Annotated in this window: 22 protein-coding genes; 5 read left to right on the forward strand and 17 right to left on the reverse strand. The window is 62.5% G+C overall.

What is annotated here, in order from left to right; translation table 11 throughout:
• Positions 1-26 precede the first annotated feature (26 nt).
• Positions 27-179: a DUF1127 domain-containing protein gene (locus O6760_RS33495; protein ID WP_442969947.1), complete on the reverse strand. Its 153-nt coding sequence runs from the start codon at positions 177-179 to the stop codon at positions 27-29.
• A 509-nt stretch (positions 180-688) separates the two neighbouring features.
• Positions 689-913, reverse strand: coding sequence for a DUF1127 domain-containing protein (locus tag O6760_RS30280; RefSeq protein WP_269583372.1), 225 nt, complete (start codon positions 911-913; stop codon positions 689-691).
• Positions 914-1,060: 147 nt separating this feature from the next.
• On the opposite strand from O6760_RS30280, the gene O6760_RS30285 reads away from it, so the two are divergent.
• Both O6760_RS30285 and O6760_RS30290 read left to right on the forward strand, forming a co-directional pair.
• Positions 1,061-1,522: an Lrp/AsnC family transcriptional regulator gene (locus tag O6760_RS30285; protein WP_269583373.1), complete on the forward strand. Its 462-nt coding sequence runs from the start codon at positions 1,061-1,063 to the stop codon at positions 1,520-1,522.
• A 316-nt stretch (positions 1,523-1,838) separates the two neighbouring features.
• The gene (locus O6760_RS30290) at positions 1,839-2,717 is read left to right on the forward strand and encodes a transporter substrate-binding domain-containing protein (protein WP_269583374.1); all 879 of its coding nucleotides are present in this window, start codon (positions 1,839-1,841) and stop codon (positions 2,715-2,717) included.
• A gap of 744 nt (positions 2,718-3,461) precedes the next feature.
• Here O6760_RS30290 and O6760_RS30295 read toward each other — a convergent pair.
• Positions 3,462-4,304, reverse strand: a complete 843-nt coding sequence (locus O6760_RS30295; protein WP_269583375.1) for a sterol desaturase family protein — start codon at positions 4,302-4,304, stop codon at positions 3,462-3,464.
• 112 nt (positions 4,305-4,416) lie between these two features.
• Here O6760_RS30295 and O6760_RS30300 point away from each other — a divergent pair, with 112 nt between their 5' ends.
• A complete protein-coding gene (locus O6760_RS30300) occupies positions 4,417-5,058 on the forward strand; it encodes an alpha/beta fold hydrolase (RefSeq protein ID WP_269583376.1) in 642 nt (213 codons plus the stop codon).
• Here O6760_RS30300 and O6760_RS30305 read toward each other — a convergent pair whose 3' ends face one another.
• The 5 genes from O6760_RS30305 to O6760_RS30325 all read right to left on the reverse strand — a co-directional run bounded on the left by O6760_RS30305 (position 5,059) and on the right by O6760_RS30325 (position 13,185).
• The gene (locus O6760_RS30305; RefSeq protein WP_269583377.1) at positions 5,059-8,469 is read right to left on the reverse strand and encodes an efflux RND transporter permease subunit; all 3,411 of its coding nucleotides are present in this window, start codon (positions 8,467-8,469) and stop codon (positions 5,059-5,061) included.
• Positions 8,466-9,878, reverse strand: a complete 1,413-nt coding sequence (locus O6760_RS30310; RefSeq protein ID WP_269583378.1) for an efflux RND transporter periplasmic adaptor subunit — start codon at positions 9,876-9,878, stop codon at positions 8,466-8,468. The genes O6760_RS30305 and O6760_RS30310 overlap by 4 nt, the downstream gene beginning before the upstream one ends.
• Positions 9,879-10,072: 194 nt before the next feature.
• Positions 10,073-11,047, reverse strand: a complete 975-nt coding sequence (locus tag O6760_RS30315) for an Hsp33 family molecular chaperone (RefSeq protein WP_269583379.1) — start codon at positions 11,045-11,047, stop codon at positions 10,073-10,075.
• A 12-nt stretch (positions 11,048-11,059) separates the two neighbouring features.
• On the reverse strand, positions 11,060-11,989 hold the full coding sequence (argF, locus tag O6760_RS30320; RefSeq protein ID WP_269583380.1) for an ornithine carbamoyltransferase: 930 nt from the start codon (positions 11,987-11,989) through the stop codon (positions 11,060-11,062).
• Positions 11,986-13,185, reverse strand: a complete 1,200-nt coding sequence (locus O6760_RS30325; RefSeq protein WP_269583381.1) for an aspartate aminotransferase family protein — start codon at positions 13,183-13,185, stop codon at positions 11,986-11,988. Before O6760_RS30325 ends, argF begins: the two co-directional genes overlap by 4 nt.
• A 706-nt stretch (positions 13,186-13,891) precedes the next feature.
• On the opposite strand from O6760_RS30325, the gene O6760_RS30330 reads away from it, so the two are divergent.
• Complete coding sequence (locus O6760_RS30330) at positions 13,892-14,422, forward strand: GcrA family cell cycle regulator (protein WP_269583382.1); 531 nt, start codon at positions 13,892-13,894, stop codon at positions 14,420-14,422.
• An 80-nt stretch (positions 14,423-14,502) separates the two neighbouring features.
• Here the strand turns inward: O6760_RS30330 and O6760_RS30335 are convergent, their stop codons facing one another.
• The 9 genes from O6760_RS30335 to O6760_RS30375 all read right to left on the reverse strand — a co-directional run bounded on the left by O6760_RS30335 (position 14,503) and on the right by O6760_RS30375 (position 23,679).
• Complete coding sequence (locus O6760_RS30335) at positions 14,503-14,868, reverse strand: DUF1330 domain-containing protein (RefSeq protein ID WP_269583383.1); 366 nt, start codon at positions 14,866-14,868, stop codon at positions 14,503-14,505.
• A gap of 112 nt (positions 14,869-14,980) precedes the next feature.
• Positions 14,981-15,679 carry a phosphate regulon transcriptional regulator PhoB gene (phoB, locus tag O6760_RS30340; RefSeq protein ID WP_269583384.1) on the reverse strand — a complete coding sequence of 233 codons (699 nt, stop codon included), beginning with the start codon at positions 15,677-15,679 and terminating at the stop codon, positions 14,981-14,983.
• An 83-nt stretch (positions 15,680-15,762) separates the two neighbouring features.
• Positions 15,763-16,458, reverse strand: coding sequence for a phosphate signaling complex protein PhoU (gene phoU, locus O6760_RS30345; protein ID WP_269583385.1), 696 nt, complete (start codon positions 16,456-16,458; stop codon positions 15,763-15,765).
• Positions 16,459-16,488: 30 nt separating this feature from the next.
• On the reverse strand, positions 16,489-17,277 hold the full coding sequence (gene pstB / locus O6760_RS30350; RefSeq protein ID WP_269586384.1) for a phosphate ABC transporter ATP-binding protein PstB: 789 nt from the start codon (positions 17,275-17,277) through the stop codon (positions 16,489-16,491).
• A gap of 20 nt (positions 17,278-17,297) precedes the next feature.
• Positions 17,298-18,647 carry a phosphate ABC transporter permease PstA gene (gene pstA / locus O6760_RS30355; protein ID WP_269583386.1) on the reverse strand — a complete coding sequence of 450 codons (1,350 nt, stop codon included), beginning with the start codon at positions 18,645-18,647 and terminating at the stop codon, positions 17,298-17,300.
• On the reverse strand, positions 18,647-20,119 hold the full coding sequence (pstC, locus tag O6760_RS30360; protein WP_269583387.1) for a phosphate ABC transporter permease subunit PstC: 1,473 nt from the start codon (positions 20,117-20,119) through the stop codon (positions 18,647-18,649). The genes pstA and pstC overlap by 1 nt, the downstream gene beginning before the upstream one ends.
• An 82-nt stretch (positions 20,120-20,201) precedes the next feature.
• On the reverse strand, positions 20,202-21,239 hold the full coding sequence (locus O6760_RS30365; protein WP_269583388.1) for a substrate-binding domain-containing protein: 1,038 nt from the start codon (positions 21,237-21,239) through the stop codon (positions 20,202-20,204).
• 398 nt (positions 21,240-21,637) lie between these two features.
• Positions 21,638-23,053, reverse strand: a complete 1,416-nt coding sequence (locus tag O6760_RS30370; protein WP_332306211.1) for an ATP-binding protein — start codon at positions 23,051-23,053, stop codon at positions 21,638-21,640.
• 146 nt (positions 23,054-23,199) lie between these two features.
• Complete coding sequence (locus tag O6760_RS30375) at positions 23,200-23,679, reverse strand: SRPBCC family protein (RefSeq protein WP_269583389.1); 480 nt, start codon at positions 23,677-23,679, stop codon at positions 23,200-23,202.
• A 156-nt stretch (positions 23,680-23,835) separates the two neighbouring features.
• Here O6760_RS30375 and O6760_RS30380 point away from each other — a divergent pair, with 156 nt between their 5' ends.
• Positions 23,836-24,738 (forward strand): MBL fold metallo-hydrolase, encoded by a 903-nt coding sequence (locus O6760_RS30380; RefSeq protein ID WP_269583390.1) that lies wholly within the window; start codon positions 23,836-23,838, stop codon positions 24,736-24,738.
• Positions 24,739-24,746 lie beyond the last annotated feature (8 nt).

Here is a 24,746-nt window from a genome sequence, read left to right on the forward strand (position 1 = left end):
AAACTCGCTACCTCATGCGCGGCCTTTCACCGCCACTCCTCCCCCACAGCCGGCGTCCCCGGCACATCTTCTCGGCTGAGCCCGATATCCTCCAGGAGATAGTCCGGCAGTTCGGCCAGATGCGCCCGGTCGCGACGGCGGCGCAGCAGGCGGGCGCAGATTTGCCGGGCGCGCCACAGTGCGCGTTACGGTGCTTTTCTATAACAGTGGCAAAAATTATCTTGGATCCGCCACTATGAATTACTCCAGATTTTCAAAATACCTTCTCGCTACCTCTAACTTAATCTCTAATTTAGAAGCATCAGCCTGAACTATTTTCGCACTCAAGCTCATTTGTCAGCTTCGTTGTTGTTTCTATCTTCCCTTCCTTTACCCATTCGGAAAACCCTATCGCCATTTAAAAACAACATAGGCTGAACCAAACATCACAATAATAAAGGCAAAATATTCATCGTAGGGTTCATTTAGAAAAACATCAGAAAACATTGATATTGCTACGAGCAAAACCACAAAAAAGAAAAATTTTAAATGCTCTTTCATTTTTTTCCCTTTAATACCATTTGGTTGACTCCCAACATCACCACCCCGCCGCACCAGCAGGCGGCCCGGTCACAGCCCTCCATCCGGTCGCGTCGGAAATGGACTGTAACCTATGTAAAAGATCGGGCAATTGCCCGAAATCTTCGAATCACCGCCACCCCTCCCCCACCGCAGGCGTCCCCGGCACATCGGCACGCGTCAGCCCGATATCCTCCAGGAGATAGTCCGGCAGTTCCGCCAGATGCGCCCGGTCGCGTCGGCGGCGCAGCATGCGGGCGAAGATTTGCCATGCGCGCCGCAGTGCGCGTGACGGATTGAGTTGGGACGCAGGTTTTTCTGCAGCAATTTTTGAGATCAGGATCTGGTCGGTCATGGTCTTGCTCCTTCGAGGATCGATGAAACAAGCCTACGAGACTGCCTTGCGATTGGTGCGTGATCTTCGCACTAAATGGATTTTCTGTCGCATATTTTCCTGATCTGCGATAATTTCTCTCGAATTCGAGAGAAAAAGCAGGTTCCCATGGATCTCGACGATTTCGATCACCAGCTGTTGCGGCTGCTCAGCCTGGATGCGCGACAGACCGGCAAGGAGCTGTCCGGGAAGGTCGGCCTGTCGCCGGCGGCATGCCTGCGCCGGGTGCAGCGGCTTCGCGAGATCGGCGCCATCCGCAAGGAAGTCGCCATCCTGGCACCGGAGGTGACCGGAACCACCGTCACGCTGCTGGCCATGCTGGAAATGATCCGTGGCCAGCCGGAACGGAACGCGCGGGCGCGCGAGAGGCTCTTGAGACTGCCGGAAGTGAAGAAGCTCTACCATGTCACCGGCAAGGCCGACCTTGTCCTGACCATCGAATGCGCCTCCATGGAAGACTACGCCGCCTTCACCGAGCGGCATTTCTATGCCGAGGAGATCAAGGGCTTCGACACGATCGTGGTGCTGAGGTCCTATGATCCGTTGGAAGAAGCCGGGGCTGGACTTTAGGCGAAAAGACAAGCTCAGCCACACACACCTGGCGTCACCCCGGACAAGCGAGGCGCCGATCCGGGGCCCACTCGCGATGCCGCTTGTCGAAGCCATCGTTTTTGCGCGGCAGCGTTTCAAACAGCTCGGCGCTCTGGAAATGAGTGGGCCCCGGGTCGCGCGTTGCGCGCCCGGGGTGACACCGAGGTTTGTGGCGAGGCTTTCTACCCTCTTCCAAAGAGCGGGCTGACAAGCGCCGCCGGTTCACGATATTCTGCCGCAGCGATTCCCGGTTCTTCTGGACCGGCCTTGACTTGATACGGAACGGGACGGCCGCGTGCCATTTTCATTGCCTCTTCTGCGGAACCTTCGCCGGCTGACGGCCGGGCTGCTGGTTCTCGCCGGTGCCGCAGCCATTACTGCGAACCTCGTCGCACCTGCCTCCGCCCAGGAACCGGACGTCCGCGTACCCAATTTCTGGGACCCGAAGGCGGTGCATGACCGGCCGACCACCATTCCCGACAAGATCCAGTTCCTGGCGATCGACAACTACCCGCCTTTCGTCTTTCGCGACCCGCAGGGGCGGCTGACCGGGTTCAATGTCGATCTTGCCCGCGCGCTCTGCCAGGAGCTCGGCAGCTCCTGTGCGCTCCGGATCAAGCTGTTCGACATCCTGATGCCCGCGCTCGACGAGGAAGAGGGCGACGCGATCATTGCCGGACTGTCACGCAAGCGCGCCGCCGGACGCGGGCTCAATTTCACCGAGGATTACCTGAAACTGCCCGCCCGTTTCATCGTGCCGGCGGACAAGGCGGAGACGTTCGACGAGCAGGCCCTGACGGGCTTGAAAATCGCCGTCGTCGAAGGCTCGCGCCACGAGGCCTTTGCCACCCGTTTCTGGCCGGAGGCGGAAATTCTCGGCTTCGAAAATCCGCTGGACGCCCGTGACGCGGTGAAGTCCGGCGCGGCGGACGCCCATTTCGGCGACGGCCTCAGCCTGTCCTTCTGGTTGCCGAGCGAGGCGGCCGACGGCTGCTGTGCCTTTGCCGGCGGCCCCTGGCTGGAGCCGGGCTATTTCGACGAGGGCATGGCGATCGCGACCCGCGCCAGTGACCCGGAACGCGCCGCCGCCCTCACCTACGCCCTGCGCCAGCTGCACCAGAAAGGCATCTACCGCGAACTCTACCTGCGCTATTTCCCGCTGAGTTTTTACTGATTTTCTGCGTTTTTTGGACGAACCCGGCCTCGCAGCCGTTGATGCGTGCCTGCAGCCACTCCTTGGACGAATGTGCACCCGGTGTCACCCCGGACAAGCGCAGCGCAGATCCGGGGCCTATTCGCTGAACCACTTGCTGAAGCACCAGACTGCGTCTCCGGCGTCTCTGGTGCCCCAACAAAAGCTCTGCGAACGAGTAGGCCCCGGGTCTCGCCTTGCTCGCCCGGGGTGACGCCGAAAGCCCGGCCAGGTCCGCGGCCTGATCCCCCACCTCCTTGGACAGGGCACGGCGGCACCTGGCTCCCTCTCCCGATGGGAGGGTTGGGGTGAGGGAACAAATGCCCAAGAACTGCTGAAAAGTCTGCTCCCTCACCCGGACCTTCGGTCCGACCTCTCCCAATGGGAGAGGTGACTTTGGCGACCGCGGACAGAATTTCTGTCAAATGCGATTGCCCTGCCATAAGCGGGAGGGAGACGATGGCGGCACCGCTTGGGCGAAAACAAACGTGTCGCCGTTCATCCTGCCGAGCACTTGCCTGACCACCCGGCAGGGCCTGATCCCCCTCCCCCTTGTGGGGAGGGGTTAGGGGTGGGGGTCTTGCTGAATCCGGATTTGCGAGGTCGTTCTCGGCTCGTCTGTACGGCTGCGCCGCTCCCCCACCCTTGGTCCCTCCCCACAAGGGGGAGGGAGACGATGGCGGCACCGCTGCGGAGTCACAACAACAGTTGCCGGCATTCCGGCGGTCAGCGGTCCGGCGCCTTCACGTCCTCCTCGCCGCGTTTCTGCTCGTGTGTCGTCACGAAGGGAATGGCCAGGCTGAAGGGGAAGGAATGGGCCCGCGGCGTCAGCGCCGGGCCGAGACCGATTTCCATGGCCTCGTGGCCCTGTTCGGGGTCTTCCGTGTAGGTGCCGAAGATCCTGTCCCAGATGGAAAGGTAGAAGCCGTAATTGCTGTCGGTCTCGCGGCGGATGACCGAATGGTGGATGCGGTGCATGTCGGGCGTGACGACCAGCCAGCGCAGCAGCCGGTCGGCGCGCTCCGGGATCTTCAGGTTGGCGTGGCTGAACACGGCTGACCCGTTGAGGACGATCTCGAAGATCAGCACCGCTTCCCACGGCCCGCCAAGCGCAACGATGACCGCTCCCTTCCAGACGAAGGACAGCAGGATCTCGATCGGGTGGAAGCGCAGCGCCGTGGTGGCATCGACCTCGCTGTCGGCATGGTGCACCCGGTGGATGCGCCAGAACAGCGGCACCTTGTGAGAGACGAGATGCTGGAACCAGACGGCAAGATCGAGCGTCAGGAAGGACACCAGCCCGGCCAGGAAGCCGGACCAGCCCAGGAGGCCGAACAGGCCCCAGCCGTTTTCCCGGGCCAGAAGGGCGAGACCGACGCCGCCGATCGGAAAGATCAGCCGCACCAGCAGCGCGTCGAGCAGGATGAAGCCCCAGTTGGTCGGCCAGCGCTTCAGGCGGCCGTTTTTCAACTCGCGCCTCGGCAGGCCGGCTTCCAGCAGCGCCATCGCCAGAAAGATGCCCGCGAAACAGGCCATGCGCAGCTGGTTGATGTCGATCTGGTCAAACATGCAGGTCTTTATCGTCTTTCGAGTCGATGCCGCTTGCCAAGGTCAAGACGGCTCTGTAGGGCAGATCATACCCTTCTATACATCTTTGGCCGCTGCGACAGATCACATCACCATGACCGACTTTCTCTGGACCCGTCCCGACACCGACCCGACCGCAACGTTCCTGCTGGCGCATGGCGCCGGCGCGCCGATGGATTCCACCTTCATGGAGAAGCTTGCCGCGGCTCTGGCGGCGGAAGGCATGGCGGTGGCACGGTTCGAATTCGCCTATATGGCCGGCCGGCGCACGGGCGGGCCGAAGAAACCGCCGCCGAAAGCCGACAAGCTGATCGGTGAATTCCAGACCGCGCTGCAGGCCCTGATGGGCGAAGTTGACGGTCCGCTTGTGGTCGGCGGCAAGTCGATGGGCGGGCGTGTCGCGGCGATTCTCGCCGGTGGCGGGTCCCTGCCCGGCCGGGTCAAGGGCGTGGCCTGCTTCGGCTATCCGTTCCATCCGACGGGCAAGGCGGAGGCCGAGTGGCGGCTGGCGCCCCTTGAAGAGGCCCGGCGGCCGGTGAAGATCCTGCAGGGCGACCGGGACCCGTTCGGCACCCGCGCGGAACTGGACGAGATTACCCTGCCCGGCCATGTGTCGGTGGCCTACCTGGAAGACGGCAACCACGATTTCGGGCCACGCGGCAAGTCGCCGGCAACGCTCGACGGCAATATCAAAGAAGCCGCCAGGACAGCGGCCGAATTCGCCAAGTCGCTCTGATCATTCCGCCGGAGCAAGATCACGCCCGGTGCCCGCCGGAGGCTGCGGCAGGCGCCGGAGCCGGACCAGGCCACCCAGGTCGTCGCCGATCTTGATCAATGCGGGAACCAGCACCAGGACCAGCGCCGTTGCCGTGCCGAGACCGAAGACGATGGTGATCGCCATCGGCAGCAGGAACTGGGCCTGCAGGCTGGTCTCGAACATCAGCGGCAACAACCCGCCGATGGTCGTCAGCGACGTCAGCAGCACCGCCCGCAAGCGGTCGCAGCTGGAGCCGACGGCCGCCGTCTCGAGGTCCTCACCGGTCGCCCGGCGTTCCTCGAACCGCGCCACCAGAATGATCGAGTTGTTGACCAGGATGCCGGCAAGGCCCAGGAGCCCGATCATGCTGAGGATGGTCAGGTTGAAGCCCATCAGGTAGTGGCCGACGATCGCCCCGACGATGCCGAAAGGAATGATCGACATCACCACGATCGGGCGGGAATAGCTGGCGAAGATCGCCGCCAGGATGATGTAGATGCCGACCACCGCCAGCAGCACCCCGGTCAGAAGATCGGAAAACGCGGTCGACTGCTCCTCCGCCCGTCCGGCAAAGGAATAGTCGAGGCCGTAGCGCTCGGCGAGTTCCGGCAGGAAGGCCTCGCCCAGCTCGGCGATGATCTGGGTGTTCGAGGTGACCGTGCTGTCGACATCGGCAACCACCGTGACGACGGTCTTGCCGTCGCGGCGCAGGATCACCGAGAAACCCTGGTCGTCCGTGAGGTTGACCACCTCCGTAAGCGGCACGAAATTGCCCGCCGGTGTCTTCAGCGACAATTGGCGCAGCGCGGCCGTGCCGTCCTGGTCGAACACCTGCTTCACCCGGACGGAGACTTCCTCGTCGCCTTCCGCGAACCGGCGCGCGATGTTGCCTTCAAAGGCGTTGCGGATCTGCCGCGCGGCGCTTTCCACAGTGAAGCCGAGCGCACGGCCGCGAGGGGTCAGCTCCACGACCAGTTCCGGCTTGCCATAGGGCAGGTCGTCCTCGACGCCGCTGGTGCCGGGAAAGCCAGACAGTTCCTGCTGCAATTCCTGGGCGGCCGCCTTCAATTCGTTGAGCGACGCGCCCGTCAGGCGGATGTCGAGGTCGCGGCCCGGAGGGCCACCCCGGCGCTCGGCAATCGCGATCCTGGCAATGCCCGGGATGGACGGCAGTGCGGCTCGCCAGGCCCGCACCACTTCCGGCGTGCGGATCGAGCGTTCCTCGGACCGTGTCAGCTGGACCGTGATGTTGGCGACATTGTCGCCGCGATTGTTGCCCGCCCTGCCGAGCGTCGCATAGCTTGCGACGACCAGTTTCTGGTCCGACCCTTCCGTCAGGCTCGCCTCCGCCTCGCCCAGGGCGGCCTCGATCCGCAGAATGCCGTCGATGGCCCGGTCTTCCGGAATGCCGGCATGGAAGAAGATCGACGCCGTCAGGTTTTCCGATTCCGGCGAAGGGAAGAAGGTGAAACCAACCCGGCCGCCGCGCACCAGGCCGACCGCCAGGATCATGGAGGCCACCGCGATGGCCAGCGTGACATAGCGCCAGTTGACCGCGGCAGAGACGAGAGCCCGGAAAGGAAAGTCGCGCAGCCAGTTGAAGCCGGCGTCGAAGGACCGGCGGAACCAGCCCGGCCGTTCGTAATTGCCGCTTTGCCGCCTCGAGCGGCGCATCGCCATCAGCAGGGTTTCCAGTCCAAGCGCCGTGACAAAGCAGACCACAACGAGCATCAGTTCGAAAACGAAGACGCCGGCAGTGTCCCTCAGGCCTTTGAGCGGATCGTACACCTGGTCGAGATAGGGAGAGATCGACATGTCCGGCTGGGACACGAGTGCGCTCAGGAAGAACGCCGGGATGCCGGCAATCAGCACGACCCGCCACCAGCTCCAGCCCGGCCGGCTGTGCAGCGCATGGGAGAGGTGTCCCGGCAGGACCAGGAAACACTCGATCAGCGACGTGATCACCACCGAGACGACGACGACGGGCAACGTTCCCATGATCTGGCCGAGCACGTCGCTCACCAGCAGGATCGGCAGGAAGGCGGCGATGGTGGTCAGGCTGGCGGCGAAGATCGGCGCCAGCATGGTGGTTGCGCCGTTGACCGCGGCGTCGCCCGGGCTGTCGCCGAGGCTCTGCCGGGTTGCCGTGTGTTCCCCGACGACAATCGCATCGTCGACGATCACGCCGAGCATCATGATCAACGCGAACAGGGAGATCATGTTGATGCTCTCGCCCATCAGCCACATGATGCCGAGCGTCGCCATCATTGCCACCGGAATGCCGGCAGCCACCCAGAGCGCGATGCGTGCGTTCAGGAACAGGAACAGGATGGCGACCACAAGGACCAGGCCTGACAGGCCGTTTTCCACGAGCAGTGTGATACGGCCCTCGACCGCATCCGCGCGCACGTCGTATTTCAGGATTTCCAGGGAGCGGGGCAATTGCGGGGTGATCTCGGCCAGGTAGTCATCGACGATCTCGGCCGCCTTCAGCGTGTCGGTCTTTTCCGCCCTGAGGATCTGCAGTTCGACCGCCCTGTCGCCACCGGAGAAGCCCTGGTTCTCGCTGGTGTCGAAATCCCGGGTGACAGTGCCGATATCCTTCACGAGCGTCTTTTCGCCCGAGGCAAAGGACTTGACCTCGACCCGGCTGACCGCGCCCGGCGAGCGTTCTTCGGACAGTGCCCGGATCTGCCGCTCGACGGCACCGTCCAGATTGCCGGCCGGCAGGTCGATGGTGTTGCCGGCGATCTGGTTGGCCACATCCGATATGGTCAAGTCCAGCCTGCGCAATTCGCGTTCCGGGATCTCGACGAGATATTCCGGCGACCTGTAGCCATAGAGCTCGACCTTGTCGATGCCGCGTGCCAGCAGATCGTCCCGGATTTGCCGGGCGAAGATCTTCAGCGCCTGTTCGCCAAAGGGTCCACGCAACGCCAGAGTCGCGACGCCGTCGGTAAAGGTGGAGGCGGACACCACCGGGGTTTCTGAATCCACCGGCAGGGTGGTGACGCCGGAGACCGCCTGCTCGACGTCCGACAGCGCCTGCTGCATGTTGGTGCCTTCGACGAATTCCATCTGCACCGAGGCACTGCCCTCACGGGCATAGGAGACGATTTCATCGAGGCCGTCGATAAAGCGCAGTTCCGGCTCGATCACCTCCAGAATGTTGGCGGCGACATCTTCCGCGCTGGCACCGGACCAGGTGATGGACACCGATATCCGGTCGGTCTTGATGGTCGGAAAGAACTGCGTATTGAGCTTGGCAAAGCCATAGGCGCCGAAAAGCACCATGATCGCCATGATCAGGTTGGCGGCATTGGCATGGCGCACGATCAGTTCGAGGAAGCCGCGGGACCGGTTTGCCGTCATGTCGGAAGACTGCGTCACTGGCCGGTACCGGCGCTCGCGGCGTCCCCTTTCGGCGCCTCGCCAACCGGTGTCTCGTCCGCGGACAGGTTTTTCACCAGCAGGCCCTCGCCGGCCTCCGGGATCCGGGTGGTCAGCAGGACGTCGCCGTCCTCCAGTCCCCCCTCGACAAGGATGTAACCGTCGTCGATGGCCAGCGACCTGACCGTGCGCGGCTCCAGCCGGCTGTCCCTGAGCACGTAGACCGTGCCTTCACCGTAGAATGCGGTCTCCGGGATCCGGAAACTGTCTGCGTAGCTCTGGTCTGACAGGGACACTTCGACAAAGGCTCCGGGACGAAGCGGCACAGTGGTGTTGGACCCGTCGATCAGGGCGATCAGGTCGACGCCGCCACGGGTGCTGGCCACATCCGCACCGATGCGCGTGACCGTTGCCGGGTAGGTCACCGGCTGGTTGCCCAGATACCAGGTCACGATCACGGGGCGGCCGATCACCGTTCCCGTTTCCGCCAGCAAGCGGCCATACTGGTTGTCGGAGAGCGTGAACCGGACTTCAAAAGCGTCGCTGCTGTAAAGCGAGACGATGGCGTCATTGACGCCGACCAAACGGCCCCGCTCGGCGGATTCCGAGCGCACGATGGCATCGAACGGTGCTTTCAGGATCGTGTTTTGCAGCTGGCGCTGCGCGTTTTGCAGGCGCCATTCGAGCCGCATGATCGCAGCTTTCTGCTGGTCGACCCGGGCCTCTTCCAGGGCGAGCGCATTCTGGGCCTGTTCCACCGTCTGCCGGCGCTGCGACACGATCAGCTTGCGGTCGTCCAGCGTCCGCTCCGTGACCGCCCCCTTGCCGAGCAGGTCTTCAGCGCGCTCCAGATCCTTCTGGGCAAATTCCAGCTGCTCCCGGGCACGGACAAGGTTTCCCTGCTGCAACGTGACGCCGCCCTCGCTCTCGACCAGGGCGGCGCGTGCTTCGGCGAGGTTGGCCTCGGCCTCGGTAACGGCGCCCTCGAAATCGAACCGGTCGATGGCGACCAGGACTTCGTCCTGTTTCACGGCTCCGCCCGCCTTGAGGTTCGGATGAACTTCAACGATCTCTCCGGCCACGAGCGCGCGCAGCTCCACTTCCCGCCCGGCCGTCGTCTCGCCGTAGACACTTATCGTCGGAGCATGGTCGGCGGCCGCGACGGTGAGCGTTTCAACCGCATAGCTTGTTTCCTGGATGGGGCGCTTGGGGACGTCCGGCTTCGTGGCGACCAGTGCGTTCATGCCCTTGAAAGCCCCGAACAGGATGGCAAACGCCAGCAGCAGCTGAAGCAACGCCTTGAGAACCAGCGGACCGCGTGCCCTGCGCCGCTCCACCAGCCTTTCGGCGGAAGGCGTCAGGTCGGAGGCGGACTGTTTTCCGGCGTCTGGCTGTAGGGACTGCAACATATCTGCTCACCAAGGCCTTTCGGGCTGTTTTCTGCGCGCACGAGCTAACATTTTGCTTTGCACTGCAAGATTCAAGCCCGGCTTACCTTTGAAGGCAAATATTGGCACGGTGAAATTTGTAACAGAATGTGTCCGGGGGTCGCTGCGGCGACCTCCGGTTACCAAGTATGTACAATCGTAGCGGGCTACGCCGATCAGGCGTCGAAATCGTACCTGCTGCTGCAGAACTCACAGGTGACGACGATCTTGCCGTCAACCGTCATGTGTTCGATCTCCTCCGCGCTGAAGCCGGCGAGCACGCCCTGGATCTTCTCGCGCGAGCAGCTGCACTTGTCCGCCAGGGGCTGGGGTTCGAACAGCCGAACGCCACGTTCGTGAAACAGCCGGAACAGCAACATCTCCACGCTGACTTCCGGATCCGTCAGTTCGATATCCTTGACCGTATCGACCAGCGCCTTGGCTTCCACCCAGGCATCGTCCTCGTCGATCTCGTGCGGGGTGGTGCCTTCCGGCGCATCACCCGGGTCGATATCGGCCTGTTTCATCCGCTCGGGCGCTTCGGGCAGGAACTGGATCAGGATCCCGCCGGCGGTCCATGTCCTGGCGTGGCCCTCGCCTTCCCTGCGGACGAACAGTTCACCGACGCCCAGACGCACCTCCGTCGGGATCTGCTCGGAGCGTTCGAAATAGCGCCGGGCGACTTCTTCCAGCGACACCCCGTCCAGCTCCACCAGGCCCTGGTAGCGCTGCATGTGCCGGCCCTGGTCGATGGTCATGGCCAGATGTCCACGTCCGAGCAGGGTTTCCTGGGTCGCCTTGCCGCCGGCCATGAGCTCTTCCACCACTTCCCTGTCGAAGGTGGCGCAGGCGCGGATGGCGTCAGGCGTCGCGAAATCCACGACCAGCATGGAGACCGGGCCGTCGGTTTGGGTCTGCAGCGTGAACCGGCCATCGAATTTCAGCGACGTGCCGAGCAGGCTGGTCAGGACGATGGCTTCGGCCAGCAGGCGGGACACCGGTTCCGGGTAATCGTGCCGCGCCAGGATGGTTTCCAGCACCGGACCGAGCGCGACCGCTCGGCCGCGCACGTCGAGGGCTTCCACGGCAAAGGGCCGGACTGCATCCAGCCCGGCAGGCGTGATGCCCAGATCATCAAGATTGAGTGCCACGATGGCTCTGCCTCAAGCTGCGCCGAAACACCAGGCCAGGATGCCCTTCTGGGCATGGAGCCGGTTTTCGGCCTCGTCAAACACAACGGAATTGGGACCGTCCATCACCTCCGAGGTGACTTCCTCACCCCGGTGGGCCGGCAGGCAATGCATGAACAGGGCATCGCCATTCGCCTCCGCCATCAGCCGTTCGTTGACCTGATAGGCGCTCAGCAGGTTGTGACGCGATTCCGCGTCATCGTCCCCCATCGACACCCAGCAGTCGGTGATCACGCAGTCGGTTCCCTTGACGGCCTCATATGGGTCCGACGTCACCACAATGGAACCACCCTTGGCCCTGGCGGTGTCGATCAGCTCCTGTGGCGGTGCGAGTTCCGCCGGAGTTGCAACGCGCAATTCGAAATCGAAACGCGGTGCCGCGTGGATCCACGATGCCAGCACGTTGTTGCTGTCGCCGGTCCAGGCGACGCTCTTGCCGGCGATCGAGCCGCGATGTTCCTCGAAGGTGAGCAGGTCGGCCATGATCTGGCACGGATGCGACTGTTTCGTCAGACCGTTGATCACCGGAACCGTCGCCGCTTCGGCCAGTTCCCTGAGCTCGTTATGGTCCAGGATCCGGATCATGATGGCGTCGACGAAGCGCGACAGGACACGCGCCGTGTCGGCAATGGTCTCGCCCCGGCCGAGCTGCATTTCCGCTCCGGTCAGCATCAGGGTCTCGCCGCCAAGCTCGCGCATGCCGACGTCAAAAGAAATGCGGGTCCGTGTCGACGGCTGTTCGAAGATCATCGCCAGCACCTTGCCGGCCAGGGGCCCTTCCCCGCGGTGAACGCCGTTGCGGCTGGCCTTGATCTTCCGGCTGGTCTCCAGGATGGCGCGCAATTCGTCGCCTTCGAAATCGGTCAGGTCCAGGAAATTCCGGTACGTTCCGTTAGCGGTCATCCTGCCGCTCCTTCCGCCAAGCTCGCTTCCACTGCCAGAGCCGCCTGTTCCAGACGCTCGACGGCCAGTGAAATTTCGTCTTCATTCATGGTCAGCGGTGGCATGATGCGCACCACATTGTCGCCCGCCGGCACCGCAAGAAGGCCGGCTTCGCGCGCCGCGCCGACATAGTCTGCCGCCGGCACCACGCATTTCAGTCCAAGCATCAGCCCGTTTCCGCGCACTTCGCCGAGAACCGCCGGATGGCTGTCGACCAGACCGGCCAGCTTCTGCTTGAAACTGAGCCCCTTGCGCTGGACCTCTTCCAGAAAGCCGTCCGCCAGCACCACGTCCAGAACGGCATTGCCGACCGCCATGGCCAGCGGGTTGCCGCCAAAGGTCGTGCCGTGGGTCCCCGGCGACAGAGCAGCGGCGGTTTCCGCCGTTGCCAGGCAGGCGCCCATCGGAAAGCCGCCGCCGATGCCCTTGGCGATTGCCATCAGGTCCGGCGTGACACCGGTCCACTGATGGGCGAACAGCTTGCCCGTGCGGCCGACCCCGGTCTGGATCTCGTCGAAGATCAGCAGGAGGCCGTTGTCGTCGCACAGCTTGCGCACGGCACGCAGGAATTCGGTGGGAATCTCGCGGATACCGCCCTCGCCCTGGATCGGTTCGATACAGATCGCCGCGGTCTGCGGGCCGATGGCGGCCTTCAGGGCATCGAGATCATTTGCGGGAACCTGGTCGAAACCGGGCGCCTTGGGACCGAAGCCTTCCAGGTATTTCGCCTGGCCACCGGCCGCGATCGTCGCAATCGTGCGGCCGTGGAAGGCGCCTTCGAAGGTGATGATGTGGAACCGCTCGGGCTGGCCGTTGTCATAGTGATAGCGGCGCGCGCACTTGATCGCGGCTTCCATGGCTTCGGCGCCGGAATTCACGAACAGGACCTTCTCGGCAAAGGTCGCCTCGCACAGGCGCTGTGCCAGCCGTTCACCTTCCGGGATCTGGTGCAGGTTGGAGATGTGCCAAAGCTTGGCGGCCTGCTCCTGCAGGGCGCCCACCAGATGCGGATGACTGTGTCCGAGAGAATTGACCGCGATGCCGGAACCGCAGTCGAGGAATCGTCGACCGTCAGCCGTTACCAGCCAGACGCCTTCCCCGTGATCGAACGTCAGGTTCGATCTTGCGTAGTTTCCGAATAGTGCCGACGCGGACATAACCTCGTGTGTCTCCTCAACAACGCCCAAACGACCCGACGTCACCCTGACGCGGGCCGACACCTCGTCTCGGTGTCATTGGGCCAAAACGCAACGTGCCGCCTCTTCGGGCGGCACGCAGCGGTTTTCTTATACACCGCCCCCACCATGGACTGTCAATGGAAATGGCGCACAAGATATATGTGTGGGTCCCCGGAGCGGATTTCGTAAAATTCTCAAGGACCTCGGCGAGGGTCTGTCGAGACTTAGGATTTGGTCGTGGTTTGGGTGAAAAGCGCTCAGTTCAAGAAGCGGAAGCAAAGTAAGGGCTATCCCTTTCAAGCTTTCGCGACGCGGAAATGAGCGCTTTTCACCAAATCCCTCCGGGACGCGGCGAATTTCGGCCCCGAGGGCGTCGGAAATTCCTTGTGGTGGGAGACACCACTGCGGACTTTCCTCCTGCTCGGAGACCGAAATTCGACACGCGCCACGACCGAAAACTAAATCTCGACAGACCCTTATTTGGGGAAAAGTCCTTTCATCCCCAACTGGTTTGAGCCGGGCGGTTGCCTGACAAATTAACGTTATTGTAACCTCTGGGTCATCAAACACGAGATCTCGTGAGGCAAATCACCAAGAGGCACTAGATATGCCATCATTAGGCATGCGGACGCGTGCTTAACACGGGGTTAATGGCTGCAACGCAGTCAAAATAAAGGGTGCGGCAATGAGTTGGACGAACGAACGGGTTGAGCTTCTCAAAAAGCTTTGGGGCGATGGCTTGAGTGCAAGCCAGATCGCAGGTGAGCTGGGCGGTGTGACCCGCAATGCCGTGATCGGCAAGGTGCATCGCCTGGGTCTGTCCGGCCGCGCCAAGTCTTCTTCCTCCAGTGCGAAACCCCGCCGTGCACGCACTGCCACACCCGGCAGCGCCGCCCCGAAGAAACCGTCTCATCAGCCGCAGACTGTCGGTGCAACCGCGCTGAAGGCCGATATCGACCCGGTGCCAGTCGTGCAAGCCAAACCCGCAGTGGAGCCGATTGCGGATCTGGTGCCGATCTCGCAACGGGCGTCCATTCTCACGCTCACGGAACGGACCTGCAAATGGCCGATCGGCGATCCTGCAACGGATGACTTCTATTTCTGCGGCCGCCAGTCCGATGCCGGCGTGCCCTATTGCGCCCATCACTGCAAGATCGCCTACCAGCCGGTCGCCGACCGCCGGCGTGACCGCAAGGTGGTCGCCCAGGCCGGTTGACGACCGGGCAAAACAAGGTCCACCCAGGCATTCAAGGCCCGCCTCACGGCGGGCTTTTTTGCCTCCGCGATCCACAGCCTTCAATTGCCGGTCAATTTATCGACCAAAATCGCATTCAGTGCGGAACCTGTCCGGCGCAGCTTGGCAAGTTGCTGAAATTCCGGTGAATTCCAGAATTCACTGGCATGTTCCCGGTCGGGGAACTCGAGGATGAAGGCTGCATCGGGAACCGGGTTGTCACCTTCGAGATGGCCCGGGTTTCCTCCGCGGACAAGGAACTGCCCACCATGAGCGGCAACGAGGTCCGGGACCTTGGCGAAATATTCCGCCATCCAGTCGCGGCTGTGGATCTGCATCTGGCCGATCACGAACGCGGTCATGCCCCCTCCTAACCTGGCGCTGATATCGCAGCCAAGGCTAGTCAATCCGGTGGCGAGAGACAACATTGGCTCATGCCGCGCAGGTCAGCGCCGATGTTTCGCCGTGAACCGCATTCGGCAGGGCGCGCCCAAAAAAGCCCGCCAAAGGGCGGGCTCTTTCCAGGGTCCCTGAAGGTGATCAGGCAGTGGCGGTGAACTGGTCGTTGAAGGCGTAGCCAGCACCGCGCACGGTCCGGATCGGATCCTTGGCCTTGCCCTTGTTGAGAGCCTTGCGCAGGCGCCCGACATGGACATCGACGGTGCGTTCGTCGACATAGACGTCATGGCCCCAGACGCCGTCGAGCAGTTGCTCGCGCGAAAACACACGACCTGGAGACGTCATCAGGAACTCCAGCAGGCGAAATTCCGTCGGCCCCAGATGGACTTCCTTGGCGTTCCTGCGCACCCTGTGGGTTTCGCGATCCAGTTCGATGTCACCGGAGCGCAGCATGGTCGAAACCACTTCCGGGCTCGCCCGGCGCAGGATCGCCCGCACCCGTGCCATCAGTTCCGGCACCGAGAACGGCTTGACGACATAGTCGTCCGCACCGGTGGCCAGGCCGCGGATACGCTCCGCCTCCTCACCGCGCGCGGTCAGCATGATCACCGGCAGGCGTTCGGTATCCTCGCGGGCGCGCAACCGCCTGCAGAGCTCGATACCGGACAGGCCCGGCAGCATCCAGTCGAGAAGAAGCAGGTCCGGCAGGCTTTCCCGCAAGCGGATTTCGGCCTCGTCGCCGCGGACACACGATTCAACCGCGTAGCCTTCCGCTTCCAGGTTGTATCTTAACAGAAGGCTGAGAGGTTCTTCGTCTTCAACGATGAGCACCTTCGGCATGCATTTCGCTCCAAATTCGGCATCCTGCGCGGCCTCCCGGGGCCACGCGCCGGCCGGATCGCTTCCGCGACCGGCGTCAGTGGTTACACGGCACCGGTTTCGTCAACCTTGGCACGCTCTTCCGGCAACCGATCACCCGTCACCATGTAAAAGACGTTTTCGGCGATGTTGGTCGCGTGATCGCCGATGCGTTCGATGTTCTTGGCGCAGAAAAGCAGATGAACGCACTGCGTGATGACCCGGGGGTCTTCCATCATGTAGGTGAGCAATTCGCGGAACAGCGACGTGTAGATCGCATCGATCTCCGCGTCGGCTTCCTGTACGTGACGGGCAGCGTCCGCGTCCTTGCGCGCATAGGCGTCAAGGACCTTCTTGAGCTGTGACAGCGCGAGTTCGGTCATGTGCTCGACACCGATCGCAAGCTTCTTGGACTGCAGATCGCTGTCGATCGCAATCACGCGCTTGGCCACATTCTTGGCCAGGTCGCCGACACGCTCCAGGTCGTTGGCGATCCGGGTCGCGGCGGTGACTTCGCGCAGGTCCTGGCCCATGGGCTGGCGGCGGGCGATGATCTCGATCAGCTTGACCTCGACCTCGTGGTGCAAGGCGTCCAGTCGCGCGTCGTTTGCAATCGTTGCCTTGGCGAGGTCCAGATCCTGCGAAACCAGCGCATGCACGGCATCGGCAAAGGCTTTCTCCGCCAGACCACCCATTTCGGCGATCTTGCCGGCCATCGCCGTCAGTTCCTCGTCATAAGCCGAGACTGTATGTTCAGACATCCCGTGTCCCCTTCAGAAATCGGAAATCGCCTAGCCGAAGCGGCCAGTGATGTAGTCCTGCGTACGCTTGTCTTTCGGATTGGTAAAGATGTCCTCGGTCGGACCTTCCTCAACCAGAATGCCGAGATGGAAGAATGCGGTGCGCTGCGACACGCGGGCCGCCTGCTGCATGGAGTGCGTCACGATGACGATCGTGTAGTTCTCGCGCAGCTCATCGATCAACTCCTCGACCTTTGCCGTCGCAATCGGGTCGAGCGCCGAACAGGGTTCGTCCATCAGGATGACTTCCGGGCTGACGGCGATAGCGCGGGCGATGCACAGGCGCTGTTGCTGACCGCCGGACATGCCGGTGCCCGGTTCATCCAGACGGTTTTTCACCTCTTCCCAAAGACCCGCCTTCTGCAGACTTGAGGCGACGATGTCGTCGAGCTCGGACTTGTTCCTGGCAAGACCGTGAATGCGCGGACCGTAGGCAATGTTGTCGTAGATCGACTTCGGGAACGGGTTCGGCTTCTGGAACACCATGCCGACCTTGGCACGCAACTGCACCGGGTCGACCTTGGGATCGTAGATATCCTCGCCGTCGATCCTGATGGAGCCTTCGACGCGGCAGATGTCGATCGTGTCGTTCATGCGGTTGATGCTCCGCAGGAAGGTCGACTTGCCACAGCCGGACGGGCCGATGAAAGCGGTGACCGAGCGCGGCCGGATTTCGATGTCCACGTCCTTGATGGCGTGGGTATCGCCATAATAGACCTGCACCTTGCTTGCGGAAATCTTGCTGTCGGTCATGCTGTTCGCCCGTTCGGTATTGAGCATCTGGTTCATTGGTTCGTCCCTTACCAGCGGCGTTCAAATCTGCGGCGCAGGATGACCGCAAGTATGTTCATGGTGAGGAGGAACACCAGAAGGACAATGATCCCACCCCAGGCTTTTTCGTAAAAGGCATAATCCGCGCGGGCGGCCCACGTGTAGATCTGTGCCGGCATTGCCGAGTTTGGATCGACGAAACCGGAAACGATGCCGTCCGGATATCCGCGGGCCACGAAACCGACCATGCCGATCAGGAGCAGCGGCGCGGTTTCCCCCAGCGCCTGAGCGAGGCCGATGATCGTGCCGGTCAGGATGCCCGGCATGGCCAGCGGCAGCACATGGTGGAAAATGGCCTGCATCTTGGAAGCACCGACGCCCAGGGCCGCGTCACGAATGCTCGGCGGCACCGCTTTCAGCGAGGCGCGGGTCGAGATGATGATCGTCGGCAGGGTCATCAGCGTCAGCACCAGACCGCCCACGAGCGGCGCCGATTGCGGCAGATGCATGAACTGGATGAACACCGCCAGGCCGAGGATACCGAAGACGATGGACGGGACGGCGGCCAGGTTGGAGATGTTCACCTCGATCAGGTCGGTGAACTTGTTTTGCGGTGCGAACTCTTCCAGGTAGATCGAGGTTGCTACCCCGATCGGCAGCGCCAGGAACAGGACCACCAGCATCATGAAGAAGGACCCGACAACGGAGGCGCCGATGCCGGCGCCCCCCGGATTGTCCACGCCGGAATCCGCTCCGGTGATGAAGTTCCAGTTGAACACCGTCTTGATGACGCCGCTCTCCCGCAACGTGTCGACCAGATCCAGGTCGGACTTCATCAGGAAGCGGCTGTCGGTCATGTTGTCGCGGGTGACGCGGCCGTTCATGTAGCCGTCAACCCTGGACGAGGCCGCCAGCTCGAACTGCACCGGCTCCCTCAGCTTGTCCGGGTTGGCCTTGAAAAATTCGCGGATGGTGCCGCCCGGCTTGCCCACGATGCGCTCGATGGCCGCCGCGTCGAAGGGCACGCTGACACCGCCGGCTTCAAGCTGGCCCTGGAGCGCGCCGACAAAGATCCCCTCGTAGGCCTTTGTCTTGAAAAGCGTGCCTTCCGCCTCGTCGAACTGTTCCTGCGTCAGGGTGAAGTCCACCGAGACCACCGTCTTGGTGAAGGCCGGAAGGCCTTCGGAGATGATCGACACCGCGAGCACGACAAGGAAGAACAGGCCGATCGCGATGGCGCCGATGCCGTAGGCCTTGAAGCGTTTCTCGGCGGCGTTGCGCTTGCGGGTCAGGTCGTCGATCGCGTAGAGCGACTTGGGCTTGGCCTGCGCGTTCGAGGATGTTTCGGAAGTCGGGGGAGTAAGCGTCGTGTCGGTCATCAGTCATACTGCTCCCGGTACTTGCGCACGATGTAGAGCGCGACGATGTTGAGACCCAGGGTCACCACGAAGAGGGTCATGCCGAGGGCGAATGCGACCAGCGCAACGGGTGAGGCGAAGTCGGCGTCGCCGGTCAGCTGGCTGACGATCTTGGCCGTCACCGTGGTCATGGCTTCGAAGGGATTGAGGCTGAGGCGCGCGGCCGCGCCCGCCCCGAGCACCACGATCATCGTTTCACCGATGGCACGTGAGGCCGCCAGCAGGATGGCACCGACGATGCCCGGCAGGGCCGCGGGCAGGATAACCTGCTTGACGGTTTCTGACTTGGTTGCGCCCAGTCCGTAGGAACCGTCGCGCATGGCCTGCGGCACCGCGTTGATGATGTCGTCGGAGAGCGAGCTCACGAAGGGGATCAGCATGATGCCCATGACAAGCCCCGCCGTCATCACCGCCGTGCCGGCCTTCATGACGCCAAGACCGTCGTCCCCGAAGACCGACAGAAGCAGAGGACCGACGGTCAAAAGGGCGAACAGGCCGTAGACGATGGTCGGGATGCCGGCCAGGATTTCCAGAAGCGGCTTGGCAACGGCGCGCACTTTCGGGCCGGCATATTCAGACAGGTAGATAGCCGCGAACAGGCCGATCGGAACGGCAACGACCAGGGCTACGAAGGAAATGTAGAACGTGCCCCAGAGCAGCGGAATGATGCCCAGTTCGGACGAGCCGCCACGACCGGAGAAACTCGGGGACCAGGTAGTACCGAAGAAGAAGTCCAGGGCCGGATAGAGCCGGAAGAACTCCACGGTGTTGAACACCAGCGACAGAACAATCCCGACCGTCGTCAGAATGGCGATCGAGGCGGAGGCGAGAAGAATGAACCGCACGCCCCTTTCAACGCTGTTGCGGGCCCTGAAGCCCGCGTTGGTTTCGCGAAGCGCCCAGAAGGTTCCGGCGATCGAGGCCAGGATGACCACGATGGACATGAACATGTTGCCGGTAGACACCATGATCCGATAGGACTGCGCCGCGCGCATCACCGGCTGGGTGATTTGCGACGTGATGATCTGCCCGGCATCCTTGAGCCGGGCCGTGATGTCGTTGAAGTCGGCACGCGCGCTGCGCGCGAATTCGTCGGTCATCTGACCGGCTGCAACCGCGTTGTCGAGGCCGGTGGCCGCCCGGCGGACTTCCGCCATGACGAGACCGAGTGACGAGCCTTCGCCGATTGCCGATTCCGGGATCACCCCGGAGACAACGCTGTTAATGTAAAAGGGCTGCGCGAGCAGCCAGACAACGAGGATCACAATAGCGGGAACCGCGGCCTTCATCGCCACGTTCGCCCCGTAATAGGACGGAAGAGAATGCAGCGACCGCATGTCTCCTCCGGCACTGGCCAAGGCACGCGCGCGCCCGACGAAATAGCCAACGGCGGCAATCGCGAGCACGATCACAAGGAGCCAGAACAAGGACATGTGGTCCCCCGAGGAATAATAATGTCCGGAAATGAGAAAGGGGCGGCGGGAAAGCCGCCCCTCGAAACGAGCCTGGGCCCGATTACTTCATGGTTTCTTCAGCTTCGATGGAAGCCTGGGTCGCGGCCAGTTCCGGATCGGCAACCAGGCCGTACTGAGCGAGCGGGCCGTCCGGGCCTGCGATTTCGTCAGCGGTGAAGAACTGTGCGTATTCCTTCAGGCCCGGGATCACGCCGATATGTGCCTTCTTGATGTAGAAGAACAGCGGGCGGGAAACCGGATACTCGCCGGAAGCGATGGATTCGGTGGACGGAGCCACGTCACCCATGGTGGCAACTTTCAGCTTGTCCTGGTTGTTCTCGTAGAACGCCAGACCGAAGATGCCGATGCCGTTCGGGTTGCTGTCGATGCGAGCCAGGGTCTCGGTGTAGTCGCCGTCAATGTCGGTGGACTTGCCGTCGGCGCGCACGTCAATGCAAGCGTCTTCAGCGTCGTCTTCGGACATGCCGCTGTCGATCATGGCCTGGAGGGCACCGGTAGCTTCACAACCCACGGCGAGGACCTTCTCTTCGAACACTTCACGGGTGCCGTGCTTGGTGCCCGGGATGAAAGCGGCAATGCCGACATCCGGCAGGTCGCCGTTGAACTCGGCCCAGTTGTTGTACGGATTGTCGACGATTTCGCCGTCTTTCAGCACCTTGGCGCCGAGAGCGTTGAAGATGTCAGCCGGCTGGAACGCGGTGAAGGCCGGGCCGTCTTTCTGGGACGCGAAGACGATGCCGTCATAACCGATGCGGACTTCGATGATGTCCTTGACGCCGGCTTCTGCACAGGCCTTGATTTCCTTGTCGCGGATCTTGCGCGAAGCGTTGGCAACGTCGATGGTGTTTTCGCCAACACCTTCACAGAAGCGCTTCAGGCCAGCGGAAGAACCACCGGATTCAACGACCGGGGTCGGGAAATCGGTGTTTTCACCAAAAGCTTCGGCGACGATGGAAGCGTAAGGCAGGACGGTCGAGGAACCGGCAACCTGGACCTGGTCGCGAGCCTGGGCTGCGCCAACGAATGCAGTGGAAGCAACGGCCAGGGCAGTTGCGCTAACGAGGGTCGTAAATTTCACTTGACCACTCCCTTTGAATGTCAAGGTTTCTAGATGATCACCGGGCAGTGAGCTGCACGAGCGATGCCGGGAACCTAGGCCCCGTGGATGAGAGTTCTATGACAGTTGTTTTTCAGTTTTGTGACAATTTAACTTATTGAAAAATATATACTTTTTGCCGCAGTTGAAAGTTTTGTGTCTCCAGACCGCCGAAAAGCCTGTCACATAGCGGGCGAAAGCGGCCTTGAATCCGACTCCGTATTGCTGACAGGGTTTGCATCCCTCGGCCGATCTTCCGGTGCCGCGTTCGAACCGCCGCCAGGCGATGGAGGGTTCCCGTGGAGGGCGCTCCGCGACCGCAGTCGGTCTTGTTGCAGGACAGTCAGCCTCGCCGGCATTCGTTGAGCCAGCCTATCGGCTCATGCCGACACCTTTTCCGGCAGTCCGTCGGCGTTCTCGAGCGAAGGCAAACTGACCTTGAAGGTCGCGCCGTTTCCGGGTTCGCTTTCCACTTCGAGCCGCCCGCGGTGGCGGGCGAGAATGTGCTTGACGATCGCCAGTCCAAGGCCGGTGCCCTTGGCGGCCCGGCTGGAATCCACTTCGACCCGATAGAAGCGTTCGGTCAGGCGGGGCAGGTGCTCCGGCGGAATCCCCTCGCCGAAATCGCGTATCGCGAGTTGCCAGGCCGGTGCTTCCGGCGCGTCGGCCAGTTCGGTCAGGCTGACATCGACAAACTGTCCGCTGTGCCCGTATTTCAATGCATTTTCGATCAGGTTTTCCGTGACCTGGATAAGTTCGTCGCGATCGCCCTTGATCCTGACGGGGGTGTCGGGAAGCCGGAGACGGATTTCGACACCCATGTCCGCGGCAAGCGGCGACAGGGCATCGCTCGAATGGCGCACGATCTCCGCGAAGTCGACGATACTCGCCGGGCGCACATGGGCCTTGAGCTCGATGCGCGACAGCGACAGGATATCGTCGATGAGCCGGCGCATGCGGCCGGCCTGGTCCAGCATGATCGACAAGAACCGTTCCCGGGCGTCCGGATCGTCGCGCGCGGGGCCCTGCAGTGTCTCGATGAAGCCGGTCAGCGAGGCGAGTGGCGTGCGCAGCTCATGGCTGGCGTTGGCGACAAAATCCGTTCGCATGCGCTCCAGACGGCGATTCTCCGTCAGATCCCTGATCACCACGAGAATAAAGTCCGGCAGGCCGGGACCTTGCTCAACGCCCGCTTGTCCGGGCATGTAGATCGGAGCGATATGGGCTTCGTACCAGGATTCCGTCGGCACCTTCTCGGTCCAGCTGATCCGCTCCGCTTCCCCCGTGGCGCGCACACGGTCGAATGCCTCCAGGAGAGACGGCGTCCTCAGGGAAAAGGAAAGCGGATCCCCGGGCTTCACCCCTTCATAGGTCTTCTGCGCCTGCGTGTTCACATAACGCGTGATGCCACGTCCGTCCGCGACAAAACAGGGTGTCGGCAAGGCATCCACGGTCACCTTCATGCCCGTGCCGGGCCACATCCGCCGGATTTCCCGCTGGGCATTCAGTTTCAACCGCCGGCTTGCGGCACGGCGCGGGATCAGGCCCGCGACGGCGACCATGGCCGCCAGAAACCCGACCACCGGCCAGAACGGCACGTCATAGAGAATGACGGCGGCGGCGGCGGCCAGTAGGGCCGTGAGCAGCACCCAGCGCGCCTCGCCCAACCGTGTCAGCGGCGATACGGCCTGCGGGACGTCGGTGGACTGCTCAGGGGGCGATTGCGGATTGGTCATGGGTTCGTGGGTGACGTGATACCAAGGGGTGTTGCTCAGGAGACCGGCGGATATCGCCAACCGCGGACACTATTTCGACGCCTCAGGAAATGTGCAAGGCTGAAACAGGGGAAACGCTGTGTTTCGGAGACCCCACGTAGCACGGCAAACATGTCAAACAGGCGACAGGCAGGCGATTTTTGCGTGCGCACCAGGCAAGCTGCCCGTCAACGCATTTCCTTGCTCCGCGCAGCCGTTTTGAGGTTGCCCAGAATTCGGGGCCAGCCTTCGGGGGCACACATGCGCGCAAGGTATTCGGCGCCGGCTTCGCCATGCCTCAGAAAGGCATTGTGCACGAGCTCCAGGCGGGTTGCACCGCCCGATTCGCGGAAATTGACCATCACCCGGCTCGCAGCGGCCGGGTCGGCGACCTCTTCGCCATCCTGGCTCACCTGCCAGGCCAGCCGGATGTACAAGGGAGCTTCGATGGACAGCACCGTTCCCCAGATGCGCCGGCGTCCGTTGCCGTCGATCTCGTAACACGCGCCGCCGGCGAAGGGTTCAATTCCCGCCTCGACCTCGCCGTCGCCCGCTTCCCGGAACGGCGACGGCCACCAGAGGTCGAGCCGGTCGACAAACAGCGAGAAGGCCTGATCCCTGGGCAGGTCAAGCAAACTTTCGAACCGGCATTCTGTTTCGTGCGTCATCGTGTTTCGTAGAGCATTGGTGACAGTTAAACGATTGAATCCATTTCATACTGTTTCACAGAAAGCCCCGGATTGGCAAAGTTCTGCTTCCCTATCCGATTCAAACGTCAGATACATGACGCGGCACCGCGTGCATGACAAGGGAAACCGGCCGGCATGAAACATGATCGACAGTTTGATCCGAACTACGGAAGTGCCACTGAAGTGGCACCGGGCATCCGCCGGCTGACTGCGAACAACCCCGGCCCTTTCACATTCTTCGGAACCAACACGTATCTTCTCGGCACACGCAGGCTGATCTGCGTCGACCCGGGTCCCGCCATGCCGGAGCATGTCGAGACGATCCTCAGGATTGCGGACGGCGCGGAGATCGAGGCCATCCTGGTCACCCACACCCATGTCGATCATTCGCCCGGCGCGCGCCTTTTGAAAGAGCATTGCGGCGCCCCGATTGTCGGTTGCGGCCCGCATAAACCCGCCCGCGCGCTCGGCGAGAACGAGATCAATCCGCTCGATGCCAGCGGTGACAAGCTCCACCAACCGGACCGCCTGCTCGGCGACGGCGACATCTTCGCCGCCAGCGAACTGCGGCTTGAGACCGTCGGCACGCCGGGGCACACGGCCAATCATCTGTGTTTTGCCATTGAAGGCACGCAATTGCTGCTGTCGGCCGATCACGTCATGGGATGGGCGACGTCCGTCGTCGCCCCGCCCGACGGCAACATGCGCGACTACATGGCGTCCATAGACACGCTGCTGAAACGGAGCGAAAACATCTATCTTCCCGGGCATGGCGGCGCTGTTGCCGATGCCCTGACCTATGTCGAAGCGCTGAAACAGCACAGGCTCAAGCGCGAAAGCGCCATTCTGGACCAGCTGGCAGGTGCCGAAAAAACCATTCAGGAGATTGTGGCGGCGCTGTACGCGGACATCGATCCCGCCCTGCATCCCGCCGCGGGCCTGTCGGTGTTTGCCCATCTGGAGGACCTGTCCGGCCGGGATCTTGTGACACCCACCCCCGCGCTGACGCTCGGCGCCCGCTACCGCGCCAGCGCTTGAGACAATGT

Origin of the sequence: Roseibium sp. Sym1, from assembly GCF_027359675.1 — a bacterium.
Taxonomy (GTDB): Bacteria; Pseudomonadota; Alphaproteobacteria; order Rhizobiales; family Stappiaceae; genus Roseibium.

Coding starts and splice junctions, on each gene's coding strand:
- O6760_RS30295 (WP_269583375.1), bottom strand. CDS start 4,304: ATGTTTGACCAGATCGACATCAACCAGCTGCGCATGGCCTGTTTCGCG.
- pstA (WP_269583386.1), bottom strand. CDS start 18,647: ATGACCGACACGACGCTTACTCCCCCGACTTCCGAAACATCCTCGAAC.
- O6760_RS30335 (WP_269583383.1), bottom strand. CDS start 14,868: ATGTTGTCTCTCGCCACCGGATTGACTAGCCTTGGCTGCGATATCAGC.
- pstB (WP_269586384.1), bottom strand. CDS start 17,277: ATGCTCAATACCGAACGGGCGAACAGCATGACCGACAGCAAGATTTCC.
- argF (WP_269583380.1), bottom strand. CDS start 11,989: ATGACCGCTAACGGAACGTACCGGAATTTCCTGGACCTGACCGATTTC.
- O6760_RS30330 (WP_269583382.1), top strand. CDS start 13,892: ATGAGTTGGACGAACGAACGGGTTGAGCTTCTCAAAAAGCTTTGGGGC.
- O6760_RS30375 (WP_269583389.1), bottom strand. CDS start 23,679: ATGACGCACGAAACAGAATGCCGGTTCGAAAGTTTGCTTGACCTGCCC.
- O6760_RS30285 (WP_269583373.1), top strand. CDS start 1,061: ATGGATCTCGACGATTTCGATCACCAGCTGTTGCGGCTGCTCAGCCTG.
- phoB (WP_269583384.1), bottom strand. CDS start 15,679: ATGCCGAAGGTGCTCATCGTTGAAGACGAAGAACCTCTCAGCCTTCTG.
- O6760_RS30310 (WP_269583378.1), bottom strand. CDS start 9,878: ATGTTGCAGTCCCTACAGCCAGACGCCGGAAAACAGTCCGCCTCCGAC.
- phoU (WP_269583385.1), bottom strand. CDS start 16,458: ATGTCTGAACATACAGTCTCGGCTTATGACGAGGAACTGACGGCGATG.
- pstC (WP_269583387.1), bottom strand. CDS start 20,119: ATGTCCTTGTTCTGGCTCCTTGTGATCGTGCTCGCGATTGCCGCCGTT.
- O6760_RS30380 (WP_269583390.1), top strand. CDS start 23,836: ATGAAACATGATCGACAGTTTGATCCGAACTACGGAAGTGCCACTGAA.
- O6760_RS30325 (WP_269583381.1), bottom strand. CDS start 13,185: ATGTCCGCGTCGGCACTATTCGGAAACTACGCAAGATCGAACCTGACG.
- O6760_RS30300 (WP_269583376.1), top strand. CDS start 4,417: ATGACCGACTTTCTCTGGACCCGTCCCGACACCGACCCGACCGCAACG.
- O6760_RS30280 (WP_269583372.1), bottom strand. CDS start 913: ATGACCGACCAGATCCTGATCTCAAAAATTGCTGCAGAAAAACCTGCG.